General features: G+C 36.3%; 11 protein-coding genes. 4 read left to right on the plus strand and 7 right to left on the minus strand.

The genetic code is table 11. The features are described 5' to 3' along the window. Window positions 1–152: 152 nt before the first annotated feature. The 3 genes from LNP27_RS01060 to LNP27_RS01070 all read right to left on the minus strand — a co-directional run bounded on the left by LNP27_RS01060 (window position 153) and on the right by LNP27_RS01070 (window position 3,030). Window positions 153–1,196, minus strand: a complete 1,044-nt coding sequence (locus tag LNP27_RS01060) for a hypothetical protein (protein ID WP_229942665.1) — start codon at window positions 1,194–1,196, stop codon at window positions 153–155. Window positions 1,197–1,346: 150 nt separating this feature from the next. After that, entirely contained in the window at window positions 1,347–2,390 is a 1,044-nt protein-coding gene (gene xerA / locus LNP27_RS01065) for a site-specific tyrosine recombinase/integron integrase (RefSeq protein ID WP_229942692.1), read from the minus strand. A 415-nt stretch (window positions 2,391–2,805) separates the two neighbouring features. Beyond that, window positions 2,806–3,030 carry a helix-turn-helix domain-containing protein gene (locus LNP27_RS01070; RefSeq protein ID WP_229942693.1) on the minus strand — a complete coding sequence of 75 codons (225 nt, stop codon included), beginning with the start codon at window positions 3,028–3,030 and terminating at the stop codon, window positions 2,806–2,808. Window positions 3,031–3,791: 761 nt separating this feature from the next. Here LNP27_RS01070 and LNP27_RS01075 point away from each other — a divergent pair. Genes LNP27_RS01075 through LNP27_RS01085 form a run of 3 tightly spaced genes read left to right on the plus strand, consistent with a single transcriptional unit; the run spans window position 3,792 to window position 11,036 of the window. Then, window positions 3,792–6,815, plus strand: coding sequence for a SusC/RagA family TonB-linked outer membrane protein (locus LNP27_RS01075; protein WP_229942694.1), 3,024 nt, complete (start codon window positions 3,792–3,794; stop codon window positions 6,813–6,815). Window positions 6,816–6,826: 11 nt separating this feature from the next. Continuing rightward, the gene (locus LNP27_RS01080; protein ID WP_229942695.1) at window positions 6,827–8,314 is read left to right on the plus strand and encodes a RagB/SusD family nutrient uptake outer membrane protein; all 1,488 of its coding nucleotides are present in this window, start codon (window positions 6,827–6,829) and stop codon (window positions 8,312–8,314) included. Window positions 8,315–8,324: 10 nt separating this feature from the next. Further along, a complete protein-coding gene (locus tag LNP27_RS01085; RefSeq protein ID WP_229942697.1) occupies window positions 8,325–11,036 on the plus strand; it encodes an alpha/beta hydrolase family protein in 2,712 nt (903 codons plus the stop codon). A 70-nt stretch (window positions 11,037–11,106) separates the two neighbouring features. Here the strand turns inward: LNP27_RS01085 and LNP27_RS01090 are convergent, their stop codons facing one another. The 4 genes from LNP27_RS01090 to LNP27_RS01105 all read right to left on the minus strand — a co-directional run bounded on the left by LNP27_RS01090 (window position 11,107) and on the right by LNP27_RS01105 (window position 14,588). Continuing rightward, window positions 11,107–11,367, minus strand: a complete 261-nt coding sequence (locus tag LNP27_RS01090; protein WP_229942698.1) for a DUF6520 family protein — start codon at window positions 11,365–11,367, stop codon at window positions 11,107–11,109. Window positions 11,368–11,453: 86 nt separating this feature from the next. Then, window positions 11,454–12,959, minus strand: a complete 1,506-nt coding sequence (locus LNP27_RS01095; protein ID WP_229942699.1) for a MauE/DoxX family redox-associated membrane protein — start codon at window positions 12,957–12,959, stop codon at window positions 11,454–11,456. A 172-nt stretch (window positions 12,960–13,131) separates the two neighbouring features. Beyond that, entirely contained in the window at window positions 13,132–14,076 is a 945-nt protein-coding gene (locus LNP27_RS01100; RefSeq protein WP_229942700.1) for a helix-turn-helix transcriptional regulator, read from the minus strand. Between the two features lie 122 nt (window positions 14,077–14,198). Next, window positions 14,199–14,588, minus strand: coding sequence for a DUF7793 family protein (locus LNP27_RS01105; protein WP_229942701.1), 390 nt, complete (start codon window positions 14,586–14,588; stop codon window positions 14,199–14,201). Window positions 14,589–14,810: 222 nt separating this feature from the next. Between LNP27_RS01105 and LNP27_RS01110 the strand changes: the two genes are divergently transcribed. Further along, window positions 14,811–17,219, plus strand: a complete 2,409-nt coding sequence (locus LNP27_RS01110; RefSeq protein WP_229942702.1) for an aminotransferase class I/II-fold pyridoxal phosphate-dependent enzyme — start codon at window positions 14,811–14,813, stop codon at window positions 17,217–17,219. Window positions 17,220–17,972 lie beyond the last annotated feature (753 nt).

The raw sequence follows: 17,972 nt of genomic DNA on the forward strand, positions 1-17,972 counted from the left end.
TTGAAATGACGCACAACGTTCCCGCGCTACACGCAGTTTGGGACTAAATTAAGCCCTATTTTCGGATTTGCCAAATCTTCCAAATACAAAACCATATTTAAATTAAACCAAATACCCAAATTGCTTGTAGCGTGTGTTGGCGGATCGGCTTTTTATTTATTCTTGTTTTCGTATTCTTTTTCTGCTTCTATTAAAGGTCTGTGCCAGTCCCATAATTCTTCAAGAGTTTTTAATTCAGAATTTACAGGATTACTTGCACTAAATGCTTCATCCGGAGTCATTGGTAAAATATGTTGGAAATAACTTTCGCTTGTTCTTCTTGGATTATCAGCAAGTGAACTTTCAAAAAAATTATTTGAATAATCATAATGATGTGAATGAATAAAATTATCCCAACTTTCTCTAACAGTTTCTTCATCACGAATGTCAATTATCTCAAACTGCTCCATATTTCTTTTTTCTCCAGTTCCCCAAGATTCATTTAGCAGTTGGACAGCTTCAAGGTCTGATTTCGGAGCGCCATAACCAAAAATTGTTACAAGTTTAGTTGAATCAGAATTTAACCAATATTTTAATCTATCCCATTCAGTATTTATGAATTCGTCATCAGTATAATTTTTTTGCTCAATTGGATATAACAGTTTAGTTGGTTCAAAATATCCACCGTCTTTCCGCATATACATTCCAGCAGGTCCACATCTTTTGTCTTCTGCACTATATCCAATTGCAACGTTTCCGTGAAGAAATGAAAGTCTTGGTAAATCGTTTGTAAATTCTCTATTTCTTATCCAAGCTTGGTAAAGAAAAGGATCCCAATGAAAAGTTGCAATTAGATCTTTTCCTCGAAGTGAAAGAACGAGATAATCATAAATTGTAGGCTCATTTGGTAATTGCATATCTCCAAAATATTCAGATATTCTAAACTCAATTTCTTTAATTAAATCAGATTTTGGATTGTCTTTATGAAGATTACTATATAATGTTTCAAAATTTTTAGCAATTAGATTTTCAGGTAAATTACTAATTAAATCTTCAAGTCCTAAAATCTCAATAAAATTGTCCATTGAAGGCAATTTTTTTCCATATAATTCGCCATTTCTAAAAGTTGAAGCAATGCTTGCACCAGCTCCAAGAATTACGACGTGACCTCCGCCACCCATTACAGTTTTAATTCTATCTTCTTTTGTCTTTGGCATAATATTATATTTTATGTTTTCCGATTTTTTTTGAAGCTGTCCGCCAACTTGTATATATGCGCTACAAAGTAGCGCATAGCCACCCAGAAAAGGGTGTATACACGCTATTTGGTTGCGTTTTGTTATTCTTTCAAATGTATTAAATTATTCTTACAAATCATCAAATGGACTTTTTATTTGTTGCAAACTTTTCGTACTTACGTGAGTATAAATTTCGGTGGTTTTACTGCTATTGTGTCCCAGCAATTCTTGGATATAACGTAAATCGGTTCCGCTTTCCAATAAATGGGTAGCATAACTGTGACGGAGCCAATGAAGAGTAACAGGTTTTGAGATTCCTGCTTTTTGCACCGCTTGCTTTATTACTTGTTGTAGGCTTCGTGCGTCGTAGGATGTTCCTGCTTTTTGGCCTTCAAATAAATAGGCAGTGGGTTGGTAAACTTTAAAATATTCCCGTAACATTTCCAATATCTTCGGACTTAACGGGGTGATTCTATCTTTCTTTCCTTTCGCATTTTTTAACATTACAAGATTCCTTTTCGAATCAATATGAACAGGTTGCAGCGCTAATAATTCGCCACAACGCAATCCACAACTATAAATTAAGCTCAACATCATTTTGTGTTTAATGTTGCTATGCGCATTCAATATCAATTTTACTTCCTCCTTACTCAATACATTAGGCAAAACTTTAGCGCGTTTGGGACGATGAATCTTGTCGAACTCTATTTTGGTATCTAACACCGTTTTAAAAAATAGTTTGATCGCATTAACAATTTGGTTTTGATACGATGCCGATAAATTATTATTCAAAATATACTCATTATTGTATCGTATAACATCGTCATTCGTGATTTCGGCAACTGGCTTTTCGTTGTAGAATATCAGAAAGGATTTTAAAGCTTCGGTATAGGTTTTTATGGTATTCTCACTGTACCGTTTGGATAGTAGCCAGTATCTGAATTTTTCTATTTGCACTGTTCCTTCTGCCGAAGGACGTTTGATAGGCGTTTCGATAATCTGAAACTTCATTCGGTTCTCTAGGGTGTCAGGCAAGTGCCATACGCCTAGCGTTTGGCTCCATCGCGAGCCTTCTTGTTGCTTCATACGGGCAATCCAATCTGGATTTTTTTCGAAATAAATGGCGATTCGGCTTTCACCACGATGTTTGATTAGTTTCGCTGTCCAGTTCATGGGCGTATAATTGAACTATAAAGATAAGAGAAATTATTTCAGAAGACAGAAGGGAGATTGTATATTCTACTACAGTTGCTTTTTTTAGCGCTGTATACCTCATCTACTTAAGCAAAAAAAGGCACCTCTCAGAATCTTACCACCTCTTCCCCCTACTCTTCCAGCTTTCATTATAATGCCTATCCCTCTCATAAATCTTCCCTCTCAGATAAAGACCTAAAAACCAAACCACAATAAATCCTATTATTTCATACCATTCCATACCTCAAATATAGAACGTATAGAAAGTCATTCTTTAGCATGAAATCAATTCCTCCGTTTTCGACAAGCTTTAATCCCGAATTGACAAGTAGTATGTATCACTATTAAACAAAAAGACACGCCTAGCCATCTCTTTTTTGTGCTAACTACTAAATTACTCAAATAATATCTTAATGTCTACTTTTAAAGCCTTTGCTATTTTGGTAAGAGTTTTAACTGTTGGATTACTTTCGCCTCTTTCGATTCTTCTAATCTGATTTTCTGACATACCTACTTCAATAGATAATTTGGATTGAGAAAAATCTGTTGTTTCTTCTCTAATCCTCCTTATAGTAGCCCCAAGTGCAATCTGTACCCTATTTAATTCTTTTTCTTCCACATGATAAATTTGCGTTATAAAAAAATATTAATCCCACACATATATGTGTGGTATGGTATTTTTTTATTATATTTGCTTTTGAATACATATATTTGCGATCCTTCAAATAAAATATTGAAGCATTCGCTTAGAATCTAGCTCTTGAAAACTGGTAATTTTTGCAACTAGATGATAAGTAAGATGCTCACGTCCCATGGCGTGGGCTCACTTATTGTTGCACGGTATACCAGTACCTCAAGGGCAGTAAGCTGAGTTCCATGCCATTTTTTTTGTCCAATATTTAGGTAAAACTCAACTTCATTCTTAGCACCGCTTCTTCATTTTCGTAGTCTCGCAGCAGTTTAACCCGCAAAACCCGCATGCCTATGAGTAAAATAAAAACACATCCCTAAAACAGCCTAAGCTAAACCTTAGCAGTGGTTTGAATCACTAAACCACAAAATCCCAGTTAAGAAAACGCCCTTTTCATAACTGGCACAAGATTCCTATGCCAACTTTAAACCAATAACCCATGACCAATAACTAAGAAATACCTGCACCGATAGGTCCATTGAATAATCGCCTAGTTAATTTAATTTGAATTTGTTAATAAAAGGTGCAGGTTATTTATTCCTACCTAACAACCATAAACTAACACCAAAACCCCTCGCCTATGACAAAATAATAAGCACATAAAAAAAGGCCCTCTAAATCAGGTCGGAAAACTAGCATAGAGGACCATCGCAAACAAAACTAACGTTTCACTTAACTAAACCAATATTATGAAAAATTTTTCATTAAACAAGGGATTGGGAGCACTTTGGTATCCGCTTATTTTCAGCTTTTACCTCTGTTGTACACCTGCTCTAGCAAACAACAGACTGAGGCAAAATCAGTCGCTACCACAACAAAACCAAATAAGCGGTACCATTACTGATGGCATCAATCCTTTACCCGGTGTAACAATTTCTATAAAAGGAAAAGCTACAACCGTTACTATCTCTGACGTGGATGGGAAATATACTCTGACAGCATCGCCCAACGACATTCTTGTTTTTACGTTCATCGGATTTAAAACCGTTACAATACCAATTAATGCTCGCTCCGTTGTAGACATCAAGATGCAAGAGGATGCTACCCAACTGCAGGAAGTTAGTGTCAACGCAGGTTACTATAGCGTTAAAGAAAGTGAGCGCACCGGAAGTATTGCTAAAATCACATCAAAGGATATTGAAAAACAACCGGTAACGAATGTTCTTGCTACCATGCAGGGACGCATGGCGGGAGTCAATATTATTCAGGAAACTGGGATTGCCGGAGGAGGATTTTCGATACAAATACGGGGTCAGAACAGTTTGCGTACTATTGCAAACGACCCGCTATACATTATAGATGGCGTACCCTATTCATCAGAATCTATAGGTAACAGTATTACTTCGCTCGTACTTTCAAAAGCATCAAGTCCTCTTAACAGCATCAATCCAGATACTATTGAAAGTATTGAAGTGCTTAAAGATGCCGATGCAACTGCCATATATGGTTCTAGAGGAGCCAATGGTGTAGTATTGATTACAACTAAAAAAGGCAAAGAAGGGAAAACGAAATTTACTGCGAACCTTTCAAGCGGTTTGGGGCAGATTACCAGATATATGGACTTGATGGATACCCAACAATACCTGCAAATGCGCAAACAAGCCTATGTAAATGATGGCATAACGACCTACCCTTCTAATGCCTACGATTTAAACGGCAAATGGGATGCTAATAGGTACACCGATTGGCAAAAAATCTTAATTGGGGGAACAGCCGAATTCACAAATCTGGGAACAACTGTATCCGCAGGCAATGCACAAACCCAGTTTCTAATAAGCGGGAATTACGCCAAGCAAACTACCGTAATGCCGGGTGATTTTAGCTATAAAAAAAACGGCATACTATTGAATCTAAATCACGAATCGGAAAACAAGAAATTTAAAATTAATTTCTCAGCTGGTTACACACTACAGGATAATAACCAGCCCTCAACTGATTTTACAAGAGAAGCCAGAACCATTGCGCCTAATGCCCCTGCCCTTTATGATGATATGGGGCATCTAAATTGGAAATTTTTCAATAACCCTTTGAGAAATCTCGAAGGAAAATTTAAGTCTAAAACTAATGATTTAATCACTAACACACAGTTATCCTATCAGATACTTCCGAAACTGGAAGTAAAATCCAGTTTTGGCTATACAGATTTGGGTCATATAGAGACGAGCACATCACCATCCACCATATACAACCCCGCTTTTGGTTTTGGTAGCGAATCCTCAACACTATTCCTAGATAATGCAAAGCGACAATCCTGGATTGCAGAGCCACAGTTAAATTGGAAAAAAAATTTAAGCAATGGAAGGATAGAGCTGCTCCTAGGCAGTACTTTTCAAGAACAAAAAGGCCACCAATTGCTACAGCAAGGAACAGGATTCTCCAGCAACAATTTGATATACAACCTGGCTGCAGCCAATACCAATTCCATACTGAATAATATGGAAAGCATTTATAGATACCAAGCCTTTTTTGGTCGCATCAACTATAATTGGCTTGATAGGTATTTAATTAATATAACAGGACGTAGGGACGGATCCAGTCGTTTCGGCACTGGAAATCAGTTTGCTAACTTTGGAGCTATTGGAGGAGCTTGGTTATTCTCCAAAGAAACTGCCCTTATTAATACGTTTTTAAGTTTTGGAAAACTTCGGGCAAGCTACGGAACCAGCGGTAATGATCAAATTGGCGATTACCAATATCTTGACACCTACTCTTCTTCCGGATCCAACTACCAAGGCACAATTGGTTTATATCCAACGCGATTGTTCAATCCAAATTTTGCATGGGAATCCAATAAAAAATTGGAAATAGCCTTAGAAGCCGGTTTCCTCAAAGACAGACTGTTTTTTACCGCCAGTGGGTACAGCAATCGCTCTTCAAATCAATTGGTGGGTACTCCATTGCCTGCTACAACTGGATTCACCTCTATTCAGGCGAACTTAAATGCTACTGTAGAAAATAAAGGAATTGAATTGACTTTGCGCACCGTTAATTTTCAAAAAAGCCAATTCAATTGGACTACTAATTTTAATTTGACAATAGCTAAAAACAAATTGGTCTCTTTTCCTGATTTGAAAAGCTCAACTTACAGCCGGCAATTTGTAATTGGACAAGCTTTGAATATCCAAAAGGTCTATCATTTAATTGGGGTAAACCCACAAACGGGCATCTATCAGTTTGAAGATGTGAACGAAGATGGTCAAATTACGGCTGCAGATGATAAACAAACAGTAAAGGATTTAAATCCTAAATACTATGGAGGACTCCAAAACCAACTTAGATACAAGCATGTGCAATTGGATTTTCTGTTTCAATTTGTAAAACAAGAAAATTGGAATGCCTCCACCATGTTTGGAGTTCCCGGCACCCGATCAAATCAAATAAGTGATGTTACCAACCATTGGCAAACATCGGGAGACACAAACCCTTATCAGGCATATACTTCTGGAACAAATTCAAGTGCTGTTCAAGCCTATTACAACTATGTAGAAAGTGATGCCGCTATAACGGACGCCTCTTACATTCGTTTAAAAAACATTTCCCTTTCTTATGTAGTCCCAGAAAAATGGACAAAAAACATGCAATGTCGTCTCTCCATTCAAGGACAAAATATGGTAACTCTTACCAAATACAAAGGAGCCGATCCTGAATTTAAAGCTATTGGGTATTTACCTCCGTTAAAAGTATTCACAAGCTCGATTCAGCTAACTTTTTAATTTACAAAACCATGAAAAAAACACATCAAAAGGGTATTTATAATTGCAATAACAATATAGATACTCAACCCAATATTGGCTGTTATATCTGGTTGGGTAAGTGGTATCCGTACAGCGAATTGACTGGAATAAGACTTATCTTATTCTTAGTAATTATCAGTGCATTACAGCTAAGTTGTGATGATTTTGTAGAAGTACCTCAACCCAATTCGCAACTGACAAGAGTTACTGTTTTTGAAGATAAAGCAACGGCAAATGCAGCCCTAGCTGCCACATATGCTAAACTGCGTGAGAATGGCTTATTAGCCGGTACGACATCCGGACTCTCTCATCAATTGGGCAATTATACAGATGAGCTTACTTATTTTGGCAATCCCCTTAATACCTCACTAACTTTTTACAACAATACGCTGCGTGCTTCTGACAGAGAATTGGCTAATTTATGGAACAACAGCTATAATCAGATTTATGCAGCAAATGCGATCTTAGAAGGCATTCAACAATCCAAATCTTTAACAGAGGCTACAAAAAATGAATTCATGGGCGAAGCGATCTTTATAAGAGCTTTACTTCATTTTTATTTAGGGAATCTCTATGGGAGTATTCCCTATATCACAACAACAGACTACCGTCAGAATGCTAAAGTATCTAAAAAAGAACTTAGTGATGTTTATGTTTTGATACAGAACGATTTGAAACAAGCGATTCGTTTACTCCCCGAAGCTTATAGTACTGAAGATCGTGTTCGCCCTAATAAAGCTGTTGCTCATGCCTTATTGGCTCGTCTAAGTCTCTACGCAAGAGCCTGGAATGATGCTGCCGATGAAGCGTCTTTGGTAATCAATAACACTGAATTATATACTTGGAATAGCAATCTGGATGCCGAATTTTTAAAAGGAAGTACGGCAACGATCTGGCAGCTAATTTCCGGTGTCGATGGTAAAAATACAGAAGAGGGGATCACCTTTATTTTCACTTCTGGCCCTCCTCCCTCATCTGCATTAAGCAACAACCTGATGGCTGCTTTTGCTCCTAATGACTTGCGTAAAACCCATTGGATTGGCACAGTGACCTCTGGATTATCTAGCTGGTTCTATCCAAAGAAATATAAGAAATCTCAATATACAGGAAGTTCTGTAGAATATTCGATTCTATTTCGATTGGCAGAAATGTACCTGATACGGGCAGAGGCAAGAGTTTATCAAAACAACCTTGAAGGCGCTAAGGAAGATTTAAATAAAGTGAGACTCAGAGCTGGACTTTCCGAAACAACCGCAAATACAGCACCAGAAATTATAGATGCTGTACTGCAAGAAAGACGTTTTGAGTTTTTTACCGAACTGGGACATCGGTTCTTTGATTTGAAAAGAACCAACACTATCGATCAGGCATTAGCACCGGTGAAACCGGGTTGGGATACTAAAGATAAATTGTTTCCAATTCCCGATTCTGAACTGCTGCTCAATCCTAATTTAAAACCACAAAACTATGGTTATTAAATCAACACTTATGAAACGATATAAAACTACCCAATTACCAGTTTTGTTTTTGTGTTTCCTCCGCTGCATTAGCTATCTATTTATTTTGTTAGTTTCCTGCCCTATTGTTGGGCAGGAAAAACAAAAAAAAGAACTCACAGTTGCAGATTATAAACTATGGAGCAGCCTTAACCCACAAAAAATTTCTGATAAAGGGAACTGGATCAGTTATGCTCTGCGCTATGAAAGTGTTACGGATACTTTGTTCCTTAAAAATGCTACTAGTAAAGCAACTTTTAAATTTCCGCAAGCATACAATGAAAGTTTTTATGAGGAGCAATGGTTTACCTGCCAAACAAAGGATAATAAATTACAACTTCAAAATTTAAGCACTAACGCTATTGAAGAAATACCGAACGTAAAACGATATGCCTTTACTAAAAATGGCAAATACCTGATCTTATTTATCACTGCAGCGGATACCAATTCAAAACTTGTGGTTCGAAACTTAAAGAATAAAAAAATCCAAACCATTGACAATGTAAGTAAATGGCTGATGAATCCCAATGGCAATGCCTTAGTTTATTTTACTACTTCAAAAAACGCAAAATCAGTCAGTCTTTTATTTTTACAAAATGATTTGGAGACAATTTCATTAATAAAAACACCAGACTACAATTTCAATAATCCGGTATGGCAGGAAGAGGGAAAGGCGATTGCTTTCTTGAAACAGCCATTAAGAAAATCAAAAAACGATGTACAGTTAAAAAATCAATTGGTTTTGTATAAGTTGGCAGACAAGAAAGGTTACACCTTAGATCCTGCTACCCATAAAAACATGCCTTTGACTATGAATATAGTAGTCAGCAGTTGGAATGGTATTACTATTTCTAAAGATTGCAAAAGAGTCATTTTCGGTATACAAAAAGAGGTGTCATACGCTCCATTTGACCGACAAGCTGTTCAAATTTGGAAAGCAGATGATAAAAGCCCCTATCCAGAACGAGAAATTATTGGCCCCCGCGATCTTTTACCTCATACCTATGTTTGGTGGCCTGAAACAGATCGTATTGAACAACTTAGTGACGATACTTTTACAGAAGTAATGCTTAATGGTAACCAAACACATGCTGTAACCTCTGATTTTCTTGCCTATGAGCCGCAGTTCAAAATGAATAGTGATCGGGACTACTATATAACAGCTATGGCAACAGGACACAAAAAATTATTGTTGCAAAAACATTCAGGTTTATCTAATAACATTTTAGTGTCTCCCGGAGGAAAGTATATTTCCTATTTTAAAGATAAAAACTGGTGGGTGTATGATATTTTGAATGATACACATAAAAAGGTAACCGCTTCAATAAAAGCCCCCTTAGACAATGTTTATCACGACAGAGGAGAAGACGCCTTTGCTTATGGTAATCCGGGATGGAGTACAAACGATAAAACTTTATTCATTTATGATAGTCACGACATTTGGGAAATAACTCCAGACGATGCTAAAGCAAAAAGGCTTACTAACGGTAGGGAAAATCATATCGTATTTAGGATTAGTGAACAACAGGAATTGCAAAAAAGAAAACAGAATTACAGTGGTTTTACAAATGGTACCATTGATATGAGTGCGCCTTTATTACTAGAAGCGATAGCCGATGATTTTAGTCAATCCGGCTATTATTTGTGGCAAAACTCCAAAGGTTTGTGCCCCTTGGTATTTGAAAAATCAGAAATCAGCAATTTGTTAAAAGCAGCAAAAGCCCCCGTTTATTTATTCATGCAGCAAAAATTTGACCTTTCACCGGAGCTGATGCTAAAAAATGGGAATGAGGGTAAATCGACTCTGTTTTTTAAAAGTAATCCCCACCAAAAAAAATATTATTGGGGTACTGCACGACTTATTGATTATACAAATGCTAGCGGTACGCGGTTAAAAGGAATACTTCATTATCCAGCAAACTATCAACCGGAAAAAAAATACCCAATGATCGTTCATATTTATGAACGCCTTACAAAATATCTCTATGATTATACCAATCCTTCAGAATATAGTAGAGATGGATTTAATGTGACCAATCTGACCAGCCAAGGTTATTTTGTATTGAGTCCTGATATTAGCTATACCCTCGGTAATCCGGGAATTTCAGCAACGGATTGTGTTACGGCAGCCACCAAAGCTGCTTTAGCAATTGCTAGTATTAATCCAAAAAAAATAGGCTTGATTGGACATTCGTTTGGAGGTTATGAAACTAACTTCATCATTACACAAACCAATATTTTTGCCGCAGCGGTTGCTGGTGCTGCATGGACTGATTTGACAAGTGCCTACCTCTATCCAGGATTAAATATTGGAAAACCTGATCCATGGCGTTTTGAATACCACCAATTGCGAATGAAAAAATCCTTATTTGAAGATCCAGATAGTTATAATCGAAATTCACCCGTTTTACACGCGACTAATATTATAACCCCTTTATTGGGATGGAATGGTGCTAAAGATATTCAAGTCCCCTATTATCAGAGTACAGAATTATATGTTGCTTTGAGAAGACTGCAAAAGAGACATATTTTATTGGTATATCCAGAGGAAGCGCATGACTTGGATAACCCAATGAACCAAAAAGATCTTACACATCGTATCGAGGATTGGTTTGCTTATTATCTCAAAAATGAAAAATTAGCTGCTTGGATGTTGCCTGATGGTCAGCAGGAGCTTGAGTTTAACCAATTATCCAAAAAGTAAAAAATAACAATGCAGTTCCCCGAAAGGAACTGCATTGCATTTTTGCCCGGTTTATAGGCTTCTTAATATCCTAGTTCGATCTGAACAGTGGCGTTGGACAAGTAGCACCCGATTTAGCGTAAAGCTGACCCGCACCCACAACAGTACATGCATTTACTCCAGCTTGATCACACATAATTTCCTTGTGACACGGATCGTCTTCCAAATGACTATACCCTTGGATAGGGTCAACATCTGAATTTTTACTCATTGCCTTAGTGCTCAACGCACCTGCAATTCCTACTGTAATGACTGCCATAGGCAGAATCATTTTGAAAAAACTTGTTTTCATAATAATACAATTTAAGTGTTGTGATCTACTCTTTTACAGGTTTTCAATCTAATCCCTGATACAGCGCAGTATATTTTTAAAGAAAACTATCTGTTTTTCGTAGCTATTTTAACATAATTATTAGTTATACTTTTTCCTAATTTATAGACTATTAGCTGATTGTCAATCAATACATATAAAAAACCATCAATTATCAAAAGACTGTTGAGCTTTTTTCCTTTAACATCATAGATGTAAAAACTAGAAATATAACTGTTGATATTAAGATTATAAACATCGATGATGCTGGCATGCTTCCAAGTTGAAGTAGGCTCATACTTCCCTGGCAATGCAGAATTAACAAAAAGTAAGTTGCTATAAACAGCGTTTGCGTTATTCACAGTCAGCGGAGCTGTCCCGAATTTTTTTTCATCTCGGCTGGACACATATCTTATATCGAGTTTGGGATGACTAATGGTATCAATTGTATTGCCTCTAAAATCAATATTAAGGTTTCGGTCAGCCACGATGAATTGGTTTCTGTACCTATACTGATAAACAATCCGCTGCAATTTGCTATTATAAAGTAAGTACCCATCCGTATCCAAAAAACCGTCTATCTGCCTTTCCAATAGTTTGGGTTCCAGATGTATTTTTAAAGTATCGCGCAAGTTTATCGTTCCCAAAACACTTTCTCCATTTTTCTTGTTCATTGCCCTGATTACCATGGTTATCGAATCTATAGGTTCTATTTTTGTAAAATACTCAGAGCCTTTCATAATGTACTTTGCCTTCCAATCTGTTATGCTACCTCTAAAAATACAAGGGACCGTTCCATCAGTGATAAAAAAGTATGGAGGTACTACTCTTACCGTTACAGAACGGAATGGTAAATTTTTCTTATCAAGTTCAATACGATGTGTGTTTTTAGTTTTTAATGCAGTGTCGATTATTAGGATTTGTAGAGGTGCTGTGAAGTTTCCTAAGAATATTTTGCCTTCGCCGCTGCCGGCAAAATAATAGGAATTGTACTTTAAATCCACTTTATTCTTTTCGACGGTCGAAAAATGCGGAAATCGTCTAACAAAATTATTGTGATACTGGGTGATATTTTCAGACAAGTTGAACAGAAAAACAATAATCCCAATGCTTAAAGCGTTACAAATGAGAAGGGAGTACAAAATTGTTTTATTTTTTTGAGAGAGTAGGAGAATACCTTGTGCACCTATGAGAATAAACACAATATTAAATATCAGATGCTGATCCCAACTCATTTTTTCCAAAACACCTCCACAAGAACAAGGTACAAACGAACTATAATGTAAGATGATATAAATATAGGCAGTAAACATAACCATCAGGCTGAAAGCAGCATAAAGTCCTACAAGACGAAATCTTGGAAAAACCAGCATTAACGCAATTATAATTTCTACAATAGGTACGCCCCATGAAACCCAGCCCGCAAAAGCACTCAACAAGGGCGATTGCCCCAGTTGCACCTGAAAGTTCTCAAAATCCAGCAGCTTACTAACTGCTGCATAAACAAACAGTAAAATATAGAGCAGACAAATTAGCTCTAAAATCACCTTTTGCATTCTAACAGTCAGTTTCATAGCGTTATAGTTTAAATTCTATAAAGCAAATTTCTGAAATTCAAAATGAAAGTGCTTGTCATTACGGGAGCAAAAATTGACTAAAACGGATTATTTAAACAATGAAACGTATTGGATTATTTCTAAACCTGTCAGGTTTAATTCCTTCAAAATCTGTTTTTTTTTTAAGCACTTATTCAAATTTATCTGAAAAGGATACAATGGGATAGCTCTGTTGAAGTACAGCACTATCTTCATTTCGATGCAATTCAGAGGGAGAAAAAGCAAAACGTTTCTTAAAGGATTTTGAAAAATTAGAATAATTATTGAAACCATACATCAAGGAAATATTTTTTAGAGGGATTACCGAATGTTCAACCATGAAGTAAGCTCTTTTCAAACGTTCCTCATTATAAAATTTATAAATACTTGTTTTGAAAAAATGACGAAAGCCTGCTTTTAATTTATACTCATTAGTACCAAATTTTTGTGCAAGCACTTGTAATGAAGGCAGAGGTGCATCAAGATGTGCTAAGATATAATCATATAGTTTCTGAATCAAAAAAGCATCAACTTTTCTAGGTTTAATTTGTTTTTCATCTCCATTTTCAGCAACCTTGGGGTGATAAGTGTCAGAATGAAGTGGAATAACAAGATTTAATATAATTTCAGAACGAGGAGTTAATTTACCCACACTACAAGCAACAGCAAGCGATAACTGAGCTTTGGTAATAAAATCTAAAGTGACAACTGCTGGTAATGGAGTACAGCCATCAACTAGATATTGAATCTGAAACAAGGAACTGGGGCTAATAATAGTTGTTAAAGGTTGACCAATCAATTCACTTTCAGAATAGCCTAAGAAAAGAATAATCTCTGAAGATAAACTGCTAATAAAGTAATTAGAATCCAGTATTAAATTTGTTTGAGTAATAAATTCGGTAGTACTATGAACATTAACAAATTCTAAAAGGGACCCCTTTATTTCCTCCGCGACCATATTAATTAAAACCACAATAGTTTCTAATTCGTCCTTCTCCTTACTTTCTGGAATCTTACTATTAAAGTTACCTCGCGCCATTTCAAACAGCATCTGGTGAACGCTAACGATCCGTCTTTGATTATAAGTTTCATCCATAATAAGTCTTTTTTTATAATCTCTCCATTTATTTGCTACTACATACTTTCTAATTTTCAATAAAAGCCAATCACTATGAACTAAATACTAGGTAGTAATCACTAAGTACTAATGACAAACTACTAACCACCCTTAAAATCCTGCAAATACTGTAACGCATCAATGTCAGTAGAAAATATCTGAGTAGGAACCACAGGTTTATTCACTTCCAAATAAAAATTACTTATAGCTACCAGGTGACTTTCGTGAACAACCAAGCCAACAGCAATTGCTAACACAGAACCAAATTGTGCTAAATAATCCCTACCGGCCTTATCTGTGGTAACTACGCCTCGCAGATCACATAAAATGGGATAAGCCCGTTCACGTTGAAAATGGATTCGATCAGTCACAACAAGTTGAGCAACTTTAAGATTAATAATTGTATTGATCTTATATTGGAAAAAGAGAACCTCATCGCTAATCCAAAATTTCGCAAATGCATTCTCATAAAAATCATGGGCTGCAATCATGTTTTACGAATTTATAAGATAATAATTAACAAAAATATACAGATTATCACTCATTACGTATGTCTATTCGGGATTATTTACTATTTTTTAAGTGTTTTGTTGTCAATTCGGGATATTTAGTTGTCAATTCGGGAGTATTTTATAATAACATGAAAAAACTTTCATTTATTATGTTGAATTTTAGCGCTTTAAACAAAAAGTTAACTAAAAATAAACAAACAAATGGCAAAAATTAAACACAACAACTTCATCGATACAGTAGACGAGGTTTTATCAGGAGCAAAAAAAGAAGGCGTATTGCACTTATATGCTGAAGACAAAGTATTGACTGGAAGAACCATACAAATCAAAGGAAAAGAAATGTTTCATTTCGGTACAACAGGATATCTTGGTTTAGAACAAGACAATAGACTCAAAGAAGCGGCAATTCAAGCCATTCGCGATTATGGTACGCAATTTCCGCTGTCAAAATCATACATTTCACATCCATTATACTATGAATTAGAAAGTAAAATCGAACAAATGTATGGTATACCTCCTATTATCACTAAGAACAGTACCTTGGGACATTTAGCTATTATTCCAACACTCATTAGAGATGAAGATGCCGTAATAATGGATCATCAAGTGCATTGGAGCGTCCAAAATGCATGTCAACTTTTAAAACTACGTGGTATTCCGGTAGAAATGATAAGACACAGTAATTTGGATATGCTGGAAGATAAAATCAAATACCTCACAACCCGATGCAACAAAATCTGGTACATGGCAGACGGGGTATATTCCATGTTTGGTGATTATGCACCCATCCCGGAATTATTGGCTTTAACTCAAAAATACACACAACTAAATCTTTATTTTGATGATGTCCACGGTATGAGTTGGAAAGGCAAAAACGGAACTGGTTTTATTTTTGACGCTATTAAAGAATTGCCTGAAAATTGCATTGTGGTAAGCACACTAAGCAAAACCTTTGGAGCTAGTGGAGCAACAGTATTTTGCAAAAATCAAAAACTGCGAGATAAAATAAAAAACTTTGGTGGACCACTTACTTTTTCCGCACAACTGGAACCTGCCTCTGTAGCAGCTGCAATTGCATCCGCAGACATTCACCTTTCACCAGAAATTGCAGTATTACAATTTGAATTATCAGAAAAAATAGAATATTTCAAATCATTATTGGAAAAAACTGCACTTCCAATGATTGCATTGAATAGCTCACCCGTATTTTTCTTGGCAACAGCAACACCTTTGACCGGCTATAAAATGGTGCAACGCTTATTTGATGAAGGTTTTTATGTAAATCTGGCTATATATCCAGCTGTGCCAATCAAAAACACAGGAATCCGAATCACACTTTCACGTCACAATCAGAAAGAAGAAATAAAAAGTTTAGTCGAAGCGATGGAATACCATTTTCCAAAAGCATTAGAAGAATCCGACAATAGTCAAAACAAAGTAATGAAGGCTTTTGGCATACATGAAAGAAATAGACCCGAAGAAAATTTAAAAAAGGAAACGACCTTACTACTCCAATACGAAACAACCATACAAAAAATAGTCAAGCAAAACTGGAATGAACTATTGGGAAAACAAAGCACTTTTGACTGGGAAGGTTTATCTTTCTTGGAAAATGCTTTTATAAATTCGGATTACCCGGAAAACAGCTGGGACTTTCATTATTATATAATAAAAGACCAAAGCGGAATTCCAGTATTAGCTACTTTTTTTATGTACGGACTTTGGAAAGACGATATGCTGGCATCAGAATCGATTTCATTACAACTAGAAGAAAAAAGGATACTAAACCCATTATATTTGACCTCAAAAGTCTTAGGAATGGGCTCCTTATTTACAGAGGGTAATCATTGTTACATAAATAAAGTGCACCCATTAGCAGAAGAAGCCATAATGCTCTTACTTGAAAAAGTGGAAACCTTGTACCATCAATTAGATGCTGACATGCTTGTTTTAAGAGATTTTGAAGAAGACGAACAATGGAATCGCATTTTTCACAATCATGGCTTCTTAAAAATAAACATGCCCGAAACCTGCATCATACAAAATATGAAATGGAACAGTATCGAAGAATTTTCGGCTTCACTTTCCCCTCGTTCTAGAAAACATTTTTTAAAAGAAGTACTTCCTTTTGAACAGGCTTTTGATATTGTAATAAAAAATAAATTAACTAATGAAGAATTAGAACAAGCGTATAAACTGTATCAAAATGTTAAAGATAACAACCATGCCATAAATACATTCACCTACCCTATCGAAGTATTCCAAAAAATGGAGGATCATTCCCAATGGGAATTCATTCTATTATATTTAAAAAAAGGAGCTTCAAACCCATTGGTCGGAATCATGTTTTGTTATAAAAACACAGAGCAAACTTATGCTCCAGCATTGATAGGAATGGATTATGATTATGCTAAAGAATTCCACCTTTACCGCCAACTACTCTTTCAAACCATCAAACGGGCTCGGGAACTAAATTGGAGCAAAATTGATTTTGGCTTTTCTGCAACTTTTGAAAAGAGAAAACTGGGTGCAACCATAATCCCTAAAGTCGCCTACATCCAGGCAAGAGACAATTTCTCCATGGAACTGATGGGCACCCTCCAAAACTAACCCATCTTGATCCCTATCGGGACTGGAATACGGAACACTCTCGGAACCACTCCTCTCCCCGCCCTTAAATTAAAAACGCCAAAAAAACAACGATATTTGAAATTAAAAGTAGGACTGCCAGTGGCAGTCCGCGAGTTGAGGACGAAGGACGAACGGCTCGGGCTGCGGAACATTTGAAATTAAAAGGAGGACTGCCAGTGGCAGTCAGATATATAACTAGGTTCTTTTTAAGCTTTTAATTTTCAGGCTTAATCTTTTGTTTCTTTTGTTTCTTTTGCATCAAGGCAAAAGAAAAGAAACTTACATAATAAGATAGGCTTAGCACCCTTAATCATTGCGATCCTCTGAGCTGAAACATTCGATAAACAGCGAACGACATTCGATGGACGATAGACGTCTGCACAACTATTAGGACTGAATACTGAAAACTACTATTCCTCCCGATCCCTATCGGGGCTCACAACCGATAACCGATAACCCCCTAATCACTATTTACTAAAAAAAATGAAACACATCACCCATCTCACCGAATTCTTCGACCGCATCATCCAAGATCGCAACCTAAACCCTACCCATATCAGCCTTTACATTGCATTATTCCAATATTGGAATGTGAACAATTTCCAAAATCCAATAAGCATAACCAGGGATGAAGTCATGTTAATCAGTAAAATTTGTTCCACAGCAACCTATCACAAATGCATGCGAGAACTAAACGAAAAAGGATATATTAAATACCAACCCTCATTCAAT

This window comes from Flavobacterium galactosidilyticum, from assembly GCF_020911945.1.
In the GTDB taxonomy this organism is placed as follows: domain Bacteria; phylum Bacteroidota; class Bacteroidia; order Flavobacteriales; family Flavobacteriaceae; genus Flavobacterium; species Flavobacterium galactosidilyticum.

Bases quoted from the DNA above. Each gene is read 5' to 3' on its own strand.
- xerA (WP_229942692.1), bottom strand. From the start codon at position 2,390: ATGAACTGGACAGCGAAACTAATCAAACATCGTGGTGAAAGCCGAATC.
- LNP27_RS01060 (WP_229942665.1), bottom strand. From the start codon at position 1,196: ATGCCAAAGACAAAAGAAGATAGAATTAAAACTGTAATGGGTGGCGGA.
- LNP27_RS01080 (WP_229942695.1), top strand. From the start codon at position 6,827: ATGAAAAAAACACATCAAAAGGGTATTTATAATTGCAATAACAATATA.
- LNP27_RS01105 (WP_229942701.1), bottom strand. From the start codon at position 14,588: ATGATTGCAGCCCATGATTTTTATGAGAATGCATTTGCGAAATTTTGG.
- LNP27_RS01095 (WP_229942699.1), bottom strand. From the start codon at position 12,959: ATGAAACTGACTGTTAGAATGCAAAAGGTGATTTTAGAGCTAATTTGT.
- LNP27_RS01085 (WP_229942697.1), top strand. From the start codon at position 8,325: ATGAAACGATATAAAACTACCCAATTACCAGTTTTGTTTTTGTGTTTC.
- LNP27_RS01075 (WP_229942694.1), top strand. From the start codon at position 3,792: ATGAAAAATTTTTCATTAAACAAGGGATTGGGAGCACTTTGGTATCCG.
- LNP27_RS01100 (WP_229942700.1), bottom strand. From the start codon at position 14,076: ATGGATGAAACTTATAATCAAAGACGGATCGTTAGCGTTCACCAGATG.
- LNP27_RS01090 (WP_229942698.1), bottom strand. From the start codon at position 11,367: ATGAAAACAAGTTTTTTCAAAATGATTCTGCCTATGGCAGTCATTACA.
- LNP27_RS01110 (WP_229942702.1), top strand. From the start codon at position 14,811: ATGGCAAAAATTAAACACAACAACTTCATCGATACAGTAGACGAGGTT.